Annotated in this window: 11 protein-coding genes and 1 pseudogene; 11 read left to right on the plus strand and 1 reads right to left on the minus strand. The window is 67.7% G+C overall.

Going from position 1 to position 10,306, the window contains the following annotated elements; translation table 11 throughout:
* From VOI19_RS06790 to VOI19_RS06815, 6 genes are all read left to right on the plus strand, one after another.
* The coding region (locus VOI19_RS06790; protein WP_323792201.1) for a DUF2220 domain-containing protein at nucleotides 1-471 on the plus strand (471 nt) is incomplete at its 5' end.
* 350 nt (nucleotides 472-821) lie between these two features.
* Nucleotides 822-1,067, plus strand: a complete 246-nt coding sequence (locus tag VOI19_RS06795; protein WP_323792202.1) for a DUF2188 domain-containing protein — start codon at nucleotides 822-824, stop codon at nucleotides 1,065-1,067.
* A gap of 455 nt (nucleotides 1,068-1,522) precedes the next feature.
* Complete coding sequence (locus tag VOI19_RS06800) at nucleotides 1,523-2,644, plus strand: hypothetical protein (RefSeq protein WP_323792203.1); 1,122 nt, start codon at nucleotides 1,523-1,525, stop codon at nucleotides 2,642-2,644.
* Nucleotides 2,645-2,689: 45 nt separating this feature from the next.
* Nucleotides 2,690-3,454, plus strand: coding sequence for a hypothetical protein (locus VOI19_RS06805; RefSeq protein WP_323792204.1), 765 nt, complete (start codon nucleotides 2,690-2,692; stop codon nucleotides 3,452-3,454).
* Nucleotides 3,455-3,612: 158 nt separating this feature from the next.
* Nucleotides 3,613-4,170: a hypothetical protein gene (locus tag VOI19_RS06810; protein ID WP_323792205.1), complete on the plus strand. Its 558-nt coding sequence runs from the start codon at nucleotides 3,613-3,615 to the stop codon at nucleotides 4,168-4,170.
* 153 nt (nucleotides 4,171-4,323) lie between these two features.
* Complete coding sequence (locus VOI19_RS06815; protein WP_323792206.1) at nucleotides 4,324-4,857, plus strand: mismatch-specific DNA-glycosylase; 534 nt, start codon at nucleotides 4,324-4,326, stop codon at nucleotides 4,855-4,857.
* Between the two features lie 10 nt (nucleotides 4,858-4,867).
* On the opposite strand, the gene VOI19_RS06820 is transcribed toward VOI19_RS06815, so the two are convergent.
* A complete protein-coding gene (locus VOI19_RS06820; RefSeq protein WP_323792207.1) occupies nucleotides 4,868-6,178 on the minus strand; it encodes an APC family permease in 1,311 nt (436 codons plus the stop codon).
* Between the two features lie 100 nt (nucleotides 6,179-6,278).
* Here VOI19_RS06820 and VOI19_RS06825 point away from each other — a divergent pair.
* The 5 genes and pseudogenes from VOI19_RS06825 to VOI19_RS06845 all read left to right on the plus strand — a co-directional run.
* Nucleotides 6,279-6,746, plus strand: a pseudogene (locus tag VOI19_RS06825) (ADP-ribosylglycohydrolase family protein); the annotation flags it as partial.
* Nucleotides 6,747-6,847: 101 nt separating this feature from the next.
* Complete coding sequence (locus tag VOI19_RS06830) at nucleotides 6,848-7,291, plus strand: ADP-ribosylglycohydrolase family protein (RefSeq protein ID WP_323792208.1); 444 nt, start codon at nucleotides 6,848-6,850, stop codon at nucleotides 7,289-7,291.
* A 183-nt stretch (nucleotides 7,292-7,474) separates the two neighbouring features.
* The gene (locus VOI19_RS06835) at nucleotides 7,475-8,584 is read left to right on the plus strand and encodes a hypothetical protein (RefSeq protein WP_323792209.1); all 1,110 of its coding nucleotides are present in this window, start codon (nucleotides 7,475-7,477) and stop codon (nucleotides 8,582-8,584) included.
* A gap of 4 nt (nucleotides 8,585-8,588) precedes the next feature.
* Entirely contained in the window at nucleotides 8,589-9,878 is a 1,290-nt protein-coding gene (locus VOI19_RS06840; RefSeq protein ID WP_323792210.1) for a hypothetical protein, read from the plus strand.
* A 141-nt stretch (nucleotides 9,879-10,019) separates the two neighbouring features.
* Nucleotides 10,020-10,306 (plus strand): FAD-binding oxidoreductase (locus VOI19_RS06845; protein WP_323792211.1); only part of this gene is annotated, 287 nt, incomplete at its 3' end.

Here is a 10,306-nt window from a genome sequence, read left to right on the forward strand (position 1 = left end):
TACCAACCGCAAGCAGTCGTCATCAGCGAGAACAAGGACACCGCCATCCACTTCCCGCCCATCCCCCAAGGCATCGCCGTCGAAGGCGGCGGGTTCGGCGGCAAAACCGCCGCCGCATTCGGATGGTTCACCGGCGCGCCCCGGCTCTACTACTGGGGCGACATCGACGCCCACGGCTACGAAATCCTCAACGGCTGGCGAGCCGACGGAGTACCCGTCACCAGCATCCTCATGGACCTTGCCACCTACGACCAGTACGAGCCCTACGGCACCAACGCAGACACCAGGTGCCAAGCGCTCACCACAGTCACCCGTAAGCCTTTGCCGCACCTCACCGCCGGCGAGCGGGCCGTTTACGAACGCATCACCGACCCAGCGTGGACCGGACACCGCCGCATCGAGCAAGAGCGAATCCCGGTGGGCGTCGCAGCGCAGACGCTGCTCGTAGACGTGGGCAACCCAGTTCGCTAGATGGCCACTCGCATACGGCGTGTCATGCCGGGAACCCGCGAGAAGAAATGCTCCCCTAGAAGATGCAACGCGTCCGCGTCGCACACGACAGGCGTCTCTTCCCCACGCCGATGGCCTTGGGGAGCCTGCATGCCAGGAGAACCCGGACCCCGCCTCACCGGCGGTGCCCCGCACGCTAGCGGCCATCTACGCCGCCGTCGGGGAGACGGGCCGACGGCGGCCACGCCGCAGGCGGACTCGTTGGGGACCCTCCGGACTCACTGCATCCTCAGTGAGCCCGTGGTGAGTGCCATGAGTTGTCGGTGCCGCCACCTACCTTCACAACCACAGCACGATCACGGGAGGCACCAATGAACAACACCAACCGACGCCACGTCACCCCCGGCAAGAACGGCGGCTGGGACGTCCAGAAGCCAGGGGCATCGCGGTCCAGCGCCCACACAGACACCCAGAAGGAAGCAGTCGCCCGCGCCAAGGAGATCGTCAGCAACGCCGGAGGCGGCGAAGTTCGCATCCACGGACGCGACGGCAAGATCCGCAACTCCGACACTGTCGCACCGGGGAACGACCCGTTCCCGCCCCGGGACAAGAAATGAGGAAGCGATGACTCGCAACACCTGGCCACGCGACCGCTACTCGGGGCCAGGCGGGGGTCTTTCGACAAGTCCGGGCGGCGGTCTGTACACCGGGAGCGGTGGTGGGGCCTCCGTGTACTCGGGTGGAGGGCTCTCCGTCTACTCCGGCGGAGGGCTGTCCGTGTACTCGGGTGGAGGGCTCTCCGTCTACTCCGGCGGAGGACTGTCCGTGTACTCGGGTGGGGGTCTGTCCGTGTACTCCGGCGGAGGACTGTCCACGTCACCAGGAGGGGGCTTGTACAACGGCCCCGGCGGGGGGCTGTGGGAGGGGCCCTGCGCTGAGCCCTACTGCAGCAACATCCCGCCGATCCACGTGTTCATCCCAAAATTGCGCGAGCACGGATTCGCGTGGGCTGCAGACATCCTCGCCGAAGCCCACGGCCTCAACCTCTGACGGCACCACGAGAAGGACCACCATGCGTTGCACCCGCATCGACTTCGAGGGCTACAAGCGCCTCGCCAACACCGGCTGCAACGTCGACGGCGACATCATCGCCTTCGTCGGGCTCAACGAAGCAGGCAAGTCCAGCCTGCTGGAGGCCCTGGTATGGCTCACCGCTGACGACGCGACAGCACTGCCGGTCGGCTTCATGAATCGCAGTCACCCTGTCGAGGACGACGACCGGGTGATATGGGCCAAGTACGAACTCGAAGCCGAGGACCTCGCCCTCATCGCTGACCTCGACTTCAATGAGATGCCCACCCTCTTCGTCCTCGAACGACGCAAGGACGGGTCACCGGCCTTCGGGTTCACGCCTTGGCCAAAGCGCAACCCCAAGCCGTTCGACGCCGCACGAGCCCGGCTCGCATCCACTCGCAGGCGTCTCGACGATCAGTTCACCGCTCTACTCGACCTCGAAGATGAGGACGAAGGAACAGCCAGCGACTGGTGCGCCACCGCCGATGCCGCGCTAGCAGCACCTGACGACGCGTGGAGTTCGGACACGATCGACGCGGTGAAGCACCTCGTGGAGTGGCTAGAAGAAGTTCCCTCAACGGGTCGTGGACGTAACCCCCGAGATTCCAAGACCGCCGACTACCTCCGCGCAGTCATGGAGATCGCGTCCACCGACCACCCGCGTGACACCGGACGCAAGAGACTCCGCAAACGTGTTCCCAAGTTCATCCTCTTCAACGAGGCAGACCGAGAACTCTCCACTGTCCACTCCCTCGCCGAGGAAGCAGCGCGCAACAACCTGCAGCCAGCCCTAGCCAACCTCCTGAAAGTTGCAGACATCGACGTCCACACCCTGTGGGACTTCATCGCGATCAGCGACGGCAGCAACCAAGAGAGTTACATCGAGACGGCGAACGAGAACCTCCAAGAGTTCTACAGCCAAGCCTGGAACCAGGCGAAGGTCGCGGTGCGCATCAAGGTCGACGCCCGACGACTCGAAGTTCGACTCAAGGAACTCGGACGCAAGGGGTCGGTCACCGACATCGAAGAACGTAGCGACGGACTCCGCACGTTCATCGCATTGTCCGCGTTCCTGGCCGCTCAACACCTGACCGTCCCCCCGATCTTGCTGATCGACTAAGCGGAGACGCATCTCCACTACGACGCACAGGCCGACCTCGTCGGCGTGCTCCTCAAGAACGTCAACGCAACCCAGGTCTTCTACACCACCCACTCCCCAGGATGCCTACCCACCGACCTCGGCACCAGCATTCGGCTGCTCTCCAAGAACCAGCAGCAACACGATTCCAGCAACCTCAAGGCGGACTTCTGGACAAACGAGGAACCCGGCTTCGCGCCGTTGCTGTACGCCATGGGGGCGTCAGCGGCAGCCTTCTCGGTCTGCCGCCGCGCAGTTCTATCGGAAGGCCCCGCCGACATGGTCCTGTTGCCGACCCTCATCCGCATGGCCACGGGCAAGTCGGACCTCAACTACCAGATTGCCCCCGGCCTCTCCAACGCGCACGCCTACGGCATGCACATGGAAGAGATCGCAGCCAAAGTCGTCTACCTGACCGACGGTGATGGTGGCGGAGACAAGCACCGCAACGCACTCATCTCCGCAGGCGTCCGCAAGGAGCGCGTCTTCCACCTCCCCAAGGGCCTCGCGTCCGAAGACCTAATTCAGCATCAGCAGTACGTCGACGTGGTCACCCCGATGCTTAGACCCAGCAGGAAGGTTGCCCTCGAAGATCTCGCCGACGGTCAGCCCATCGCCAAATCCCTGCAGGACTGGGGCCGCCGAGAGGGCATCAAGACGCCCGGCCACGTCGCGGTCGCCTACGCCATCCTCAAGCAAGGCGACGCCATCCGCCTCACCGCGACAGCGAAGCGGGCCCTGGTCAAACTGGACAGCGAGTTCAACAACGCGTTCAGCCATCGACTCACGTGATCAAGGCTGTGTGCTCCTGCTGCCGTGAGATTCGGAGTGACATTCGGATGAGATTCGACAGCTGACACCACTAGTTCGCCAAATAAGGTCCGTCCCGACAGGGGCGGGCCTTATTGCGTTTCGTTGCGGAACCCGTCGCCTCCGTTGAAGCTAGCTCGATGGATCTCCTTCGGTATTCGCGTTTCACACGAGCAGCCCTCACAGATAAGGAAACAGAGGAGATCGCACGCGTTGATGACCTGGCGCAGCAACTCTCCGCCCACTTGCAGGAGAGCGAGCCAGCGATCGCCCGGGTGCACATCCACCGGGCGCAGAGCATGGCAGTGCAGCGCATAGTCGCCGGCCTTCTACAAGGTGTCATTGGATTCAGCGAGGAGGTTGTTCTGACGCCTCAAGACGGCTTTGTGACCCAAGCTCGCCCGGACTTCTACTTCTCCTTGGATGCGGGTCGCGGGATTCTTGCGGAGGTGGAGCGAGGCGGTACGACCACAAACAATCATGATCTAAAAGACCTGTGGAAAGCGCACATTGCACCCGATGCTCAGCACTTGTTCTTGGTGGTGCCGCTTGCGAACTGGAACGAAGCAGGGAGAGTCCGAGAAAAGCCGTTTGCTCGCGTGAGTTCGCGGCTAGCTGCGTTCTTTGGTGATCCACGCAGAGAGGTGGACGTGCTCAGCTTGCATGTCTTTGGATACGGGGCGCTTTCGCTCGATTAGCAGCTTGGCGTATCGCCCAGTGGTGATTACGAGTGTGAACATGGCCATGCGAGCCCACCCGAAGGAACGCACGACCCGCGCGTGCGTGGAGCCTCTCGGTTTCGACAGTGGGCTTCAGCGTTGAGCGCCCCGGCTCGCATGAGAACGTGCAGTATGGAGGTCCTGTCCGCCATCGTCGGCGACGACCCGGTCATCGTGTTCTGCGGGATGGCCGGTGCCGAGAGCACCAAGAGTCGAGACCACTACTACGCCTCATCCGGCAACAGCTTCTGGCAGTCGCTGCACCTCTCCGGCCTCACCCGGCGACAGTTGCGACCCGACGAGGACGCGCAGGTTGCGTCGTACGGCTTGGGTCTCGCCGACCTCGTCGGGCACTGGGACCACGAGACCGATCGCGGGTGGGTCGAGATCGACCAGCTGGTGGCCAAGGTCGAGCGGTGGGAGCCGGCATTCGTCGCCTTCACCGCGAAGGGGACGGCGGCCCGTGCCGCGAGGGCGCTCGGCCACCGACCGCCGGGCCTCGGGCTCGCCGGGTGGGGCATCGGTCGGTCGGAGGTGTTCGTGCTGCCCGGCACCAGCGGCGCCAACCAGCGCCACGACTACGACGGGCGTCCGACCCGGTTGGCGTGGTGGCAGGATCTGGCGATGATCGCCGCGCCCGAGCTCAGCTCCCGACGCACCGGCTGAACGATCGCCGTCAGGCGGCCTGCTCCTCGTGCTCCGCACGATGCGTGATGACCACCTGGCTGGCAAAGACCGCCCCGGCGATGCCCATCGCCACGGCCAGAGTGAGCAGGTCGGTCTGGGCCTTGATGATCACGAACGCTCCAAGCACGGCCACGTCGAGTCCGATCGCGATGGCTGGGATCACCGGCGTGGCCTGGATATCGGAGCGCAGGTGCCGGATGACGCCCCAGTGGATGGCGATGTCCATCGAGAGGTAGAGGATCGCGCCCATCGAGGCGATCTGGCTCAGGTCGAGGAAGGCTGCGAGCACGATCGCCGATCCCGCGGTGATGACCAGCGACTGGTGCCGCACCGCGGACGGCAGGCTCGGTGCCTGCCCCATGTCGCGCAGCATGTCGTAGAGCCGGGTCACGGCGTAGATGCTCGCCAGCAGGCCGGAGAACGTCGCGACGACCGCCAGCGCGATCGTCAGGCCGACTCCCCAGGAGCCGAAGAGCGGTTCGGCCGCGGCGGCCAGGGCGTAGTCGCGAGCCTCGATGATCTCGTCGACGCTCAGGCTGCCCGCCACCGCGACCGTCAGCAGCACGTAGACCACCGTGCAGAGCGCGATGGAAATGGTGATCGACCGTCCGAGGTTCTTCTTCGGTTCCCGCAGCTCGGCGCCCTGGTTGGTGATCGTCGTGAACCCCTTGTAGGCCAGGATGCACAGCGTCGTACCGGCCAGGAAGCCCAGGACGCCGTCTGCCTGCCCGCCCCCTGCGCCGCGGTCGGTCGTGAGGACGTCGCCCAGCGCGGCCGGTCCGGCGGCGACGATGCCGGCGATGGCCAGCGCCGAGATCCCGAGGATCTTGAACCCCGCGCTGATCGTGGCCGAGCCCTCCACGAAGCCGACGCCCACCAGGTTGACCAGGGCCGCGACCGCGATCACAGCCACGGCGAGCGCCGGCACCAGGAGCGCTGAGTCCTCGAGGCCGAACGGACGCAGCGCATAGGTGCCGAAGGTGCGCCCCAACAAGCTCTGGGCGACCACCATCGAGACGTACATGAACAGCGAGAAGGTCCCGGCGACGACGCCGGGTCCGTACGCCGCCTTGAGCAGCATCGCGATGCCGCCCGAGGTCGGGTTGGTGGCGGAGTAGCGGATGTAGGAGTAGGCGCTGAAGGCCGCGATGACGGCGCCGGCCAGGAAAGCGAGCGGCATCAGGCTGCCCGCTAGCTCGCTGACCTGGCCGACGAGCGCGAAGATCCCCGCACCGATCATCACCCCCGTCCCGAGCGAGACCGAACCGGCCAGGGACAACTTGTCGTTCTCGGAAGCCATGGCACCGAACGTAACGAGGTCTGGCACCGAAAGCACTCATCCGTGGGGAGGACCGATCGCCCCCAGGCCGACTGTCGGTGCCCGCATCTACTGTCGGCAGATGGCCTCCTCACACCTCCCCTCGACGGACGACGCCGCACTCGATCGCGCCCGCGGAGTTCTGCTTGCCACGGCAGCCGGCGACGCACTTGGTGTGCCCTACGAGTTCGGCACGCCGCCGTCGCCAGGCGTCCTCGCTGAGATGACCGGTGGAGGCCTCGGCAACTTCGCGCCGGGGGAGTGGAGCGACGACACCTCGATGGCGGCGGCCATCGCGCGGGTCGCGGCCGCCGGGGCCGACCTGACCTCGGCCGAGGCGCTCGACGCGATCGCGGAGGGCTTCCTGACCTGGTACGACGGTGGCCCGGCCGACATCGGCATCCAGACGAGCGCGGTGCTCAGCGCCACGCGATGGCGCCTCGACGCCGGCGAGACCGGCGCCAGTCGCGTGATGAGCGAGGAAGCGCGGACCTACGCCCTCGACCACCCGCACTCCGCCGGCAACGGCGCGCTGATGCGCACGGCCCCGGTCGCGCTCGCTCACCTCGACGACCGCGACCGGCTCGCGCAGGCGGCGCGGCTGGTCGCCGAGCTCTCACGCACGCCGACCCGCTCGCCGGTGAGTCCTGCGTGCTGTGGTGCGAAGCGATCCGGGTCGCCGTCACCGAGGAGAAGCTCGACGTGCGCGCCGGGCTGGACCTGCTCGACGAGGCGCGTCGGCAGCAGTGGGTCGACTGGCTTGACGACGCGACTGCGTACGACGGCGGCGCGGTGCCGGGCGCCCGCTTCACCCCCAACGGCTTCACGGTCACCGCGCTGCAGGCCGCGACCGCCGCGATCCTCGGCACTCCGGTCCCGACCGATGACCCGGCCGGTCACCTCCAGGACGCGCTGCACAACGCCGTACGCATCGGCAACGACACCGACACCGTCGCCGCGATCGCCGGCGGGCTGCTGGGTGCGCGGTGGGGAGCGAGCGCCGTCCCGGAGTCCTGGCGGCAGGCTCTGCACGGCTGGCCAGGCCTGACCGGGGACGACCTGGTCGCCCTGGCCGATCGCACCCTGCGCCGATAGGCCGCGAAACGTCCACAGGCTGGAGCTTGTCGGGAGTTCTTCACAGGATGCTCCGACTCCCTGGAAGCGATCATCGCGGCGGCGCAGGCTCGGGCCATGTCTCGGTCACGCAAGCACACCCCGTCCCGCTCCGCCGCTGGCTGGAGCCCGCCCGACAGTCCGTACCGTTCCATCGCGAGTCAGATGACCTACGACCACGAGGTCGCGGTCGAGGAGGCATCGGCGGCCGAACTGTGTGGCGACTGGTCGACCGCCTTCGAGCGGCACCGCTCGGTGCCGATGTTCGTCGAGTCTCACCACGGCTCGATGCTGTCCGTGCTGGCCGGCCTCGGCGAGGCCGCACCACGGTGGCTGGTCACCCGCTTCCTCACCGCGATGGCCCACCGCCACGAGCTCTACGGGCAGCCCCGGCGCTCGGGTCGGGTGCTCGAGCGCGTGGTGCCGGTGCTCTACCCGCACGGGATCCCCATCGAGGCGCTGGGCTGCACGTGGCTCGAGCAGGTCGGTCCTTTCATCTTCAGCTGCGACTGGGTGGTCCGCCAGGCCGACGTCTACGACCTGGGTGGCCTGGCAGACCTCGTCGCGATGCCCGAGGCAGCCGGTGCCCTGGCGCTCGGCGAGCACGTCGACGAATGGGTGCAGGCGCCGATGGGTGGCTACCGCGTGGTCGGCGCCGACGGGGAGGTCCTGACGATCGCCGATGCCGTCGATGGTGAGGAGCGCGAGCTCCTCGACCTGGGCGTCACCTGCCTGCACCCGCCCGGCACCCACCTGCTGGGTCGCGTCGTGCCCACCGACACCGGCCCGGGACACCTCTTCGACAGTCAGCCACTGGCCGTCGACGCCCGGATCGCCCGCGAGGTAGCAGCCCGTCCGGAGCAGTGGCTCGACGTGCTCGCCGCCCGCACCCGGTCGCGTGGCCTTGCGCCTGCCTTCTCCCACCTGCCCGACCGCTCGTTGACCGCCGACCTTCCCCAGCACGCGTGGGCCGCCCTGCTGGGTCACCCGATCGGCGAGCTCCTGCCTCGACCGCCGAGCACCATGGTGGCGGAAGCGCTGAAGACCGCGCTCACCCTGCCGTCCGACGAGGTCAGTGCGAAGCGGCACCTGGTGTCCGAGCTGCTCCTCGACGAGCTCGTCTCCGCGCGGCTGCTGGCCCGCTTCGCCCTCCCGGCACACGCCGCTGCCTGGCGCGGCTTGGCGCAGACCCTTCCCGACCCGGCGCGCCGGCGCTGCGACGAGGCGCTGTGGCTGATCGACGCCGTGACCGACACCGACACGTTGGCCGGGTGACGCCATGTCGAACAGGCAGAGACCACGCAACCAGCGGCAGTCGCGCACCCGCAAGCCTGCCGACGTACCGCGTGACCCCGTCGCCGGGATGGAGCCCTGGCTGTGGGCGATGCTGGACGCCGATACGGCAGAGAGCCGCGGTGATGCGGTTGGCGCGCTGAAGGCGGTGGAGCGCCGCCCACTCGCGCCCGACGGCACGCCGTTCTGGAGGCCGTCACGCATCGTCCGACTCGGCCAGCTGCTCTACCTCGGACCCGCTGCGCCCCGGTGGGCGATCTCTAGATGGATCCTCGCGCAGGCGCTCCAACACCTGTCGCAGACAGACCGTGGTCGAGCCGCCCGGACGAGGACCCGTCGTGCCGTGCGGATCGTGACCGACCTGCACGGCAGGACGCCACTCCCCGAACCCGGGCACAAAGAGGTCGACGATGACGAGTGGACCCGGATCGTCGACCACGACTGGGTCTACCGGCAGGTGCACCTCTTCGAGCTCGGCGGCCTCGATGCGTTCCTCGCGGACGGCGCCTCGGCCGACCTGGTCGCCGGCGCCGACCGCGTTCACGAGTGGGTGAACGCCCCCATGGGCGGCTTCACCTACCTGGGCGCCAGTGGCGCGACCCTGCTCTGGCTCGACCAGGCGAGCCTCGCGACGGTGGAGACACCCAACGTCGGATCCGCCTTCCACCTGCTGCCCGGCAGCACGGCGATCGGCCGGTTGGTGCCGGCTGGTGGCGGGGTGATGTTCGAGAGTGCCCCGCTCGAGGTGCCTCGAGCCCTGGCATGCGCGGTAGCAGCGGACCCGGAGCACTGGCTTGACCGGTTGCGCGACTCCGCGAAGGCCGGGGGCTGTCTGACTCGCGCTGAACGTCCCACCTGGACCGGCCTCATGAGCGACGTGCCCCTGGTGCTGGTCGACCTGGTGCTGGGATCGTTCCTCGGCGACCCCGTGCCCGGCGGCCGCCACGACCCGGCCGACCGAGCCAGGGCCGCGCTGCTCCTGGTCCGCGAGACGTTGGAGGACCTGTTCGCCGACCCCGGTCGCGAGCACGAGTGGGAAGACGAGGACGACGAGGACGACGGGGACACGAGGGACGACTGGGACGACGACCTGGGCAGCTGGGAGACCTGGGCCATCGTCCATGCCGTCCTGGTCGATCCAGGCGTCATCGCAGCTATCGGCGATGTGGTCACACCTGAAGACCTTGCGCTGCTCCGCGAGGCCTACGACCTGCTCGCGGAGCCGGCCTCGACCTGGGTCGGTCGGCTCCTGGACGAGCGGCGCGGGGCGGCGTGAGCAAGCCGGACACGAAGTGTGCGCAGAGTGCTGCCGGCAGCCCCGGACACCGACAGGGTCTGCTCGAGGTCATCCGGGTCTGAGTCGGTCTCACCCGTTCGGCTGGGCCATGTCGGACGCCATTCCTGATTGGGTTGAGCCATGACCCAGACATCTTCGTCAACGTCACAGGACCAGCCCGAGGTCGCCGTCGTCGGCGCCGGCATCGTGGGCCTCAGCACCGCCTACGCGCTGATGGAGCGCGGCGTGAGTGTGCGCGTCTACGAGCAGGGCGTGCCTGGCAACGGCCAGTCGGGCGGGGTCTCCCGGATCTTCCGCCATGCCCACGCCGACCCGCGGATGATCGCTGCCGCCCAGGCCAGCCGAACCGCCTACGAGGAGTGGGGCCAGCAGCTCGGCGTCGAGCTCGTCTCCGACGACGGCGCCGT

The sequence above is a fragment of the Nocardioides sp. genome (genome assembly GCF_034670285.1).
GTDB lineage: Bacteria > Actinomycetota > Actinomycetes > Propionibacteriales > Nocardioidaceae > Nocardioides.

Bases quoted from the DNA above. Each gene is read 5' to 3' on its own strand.
- VOI19_RS06840 (WP_323792210.1), top strand. From the start codon at position 8,589: ATGTCGAACAGGCAGAGACCACGCAACCAGCGGCAGTCGCGCACCCGC.
- VOI19_RS06800 (WP_323792203.1), top strand. From the start codon at position 1,523: ATGCGTTGCACCCGCATCGACTTCGAGGGCTACAAGCGCCTCGCCAAC.
- VOI19_RS06815 (WP_323792206.1), top strand. From the start codon at position 4,324: ATGGAGGTCCTGTCCGCCATCGTCGGCGACGACCCGGTCATCGTGTTC.
- VOI19_RS06835 (WP_323792209.1), top strand. From the start codon at position 7,475: ATGACCTACGACCACGAGGTCGCGGTCGAGGAGGCATCGGCGGCCGAA.
- VOI19_RS06810 (WP_323792205.1), top strand. From the start codon at position 3,613: ATGGATCTCCTTCGGTATTCGCGTTTCACACGAGCAGCCCTCACAGAT.
- VOI19_RS06820 (WP_323792207.1), bottom strand. From the start codon at position 6,178: ATGGCTTCCGAGAACGACAAGTTGTCCCTGGCCGGTTCGGTCTCGCTC.
- VOI19_RS06795 (WP_323792202.1), top strand. From the start codon at position 822: ATGAACAACACCAACCGACGCCACGTCACCCCCGGCAAGAACGGCGGC.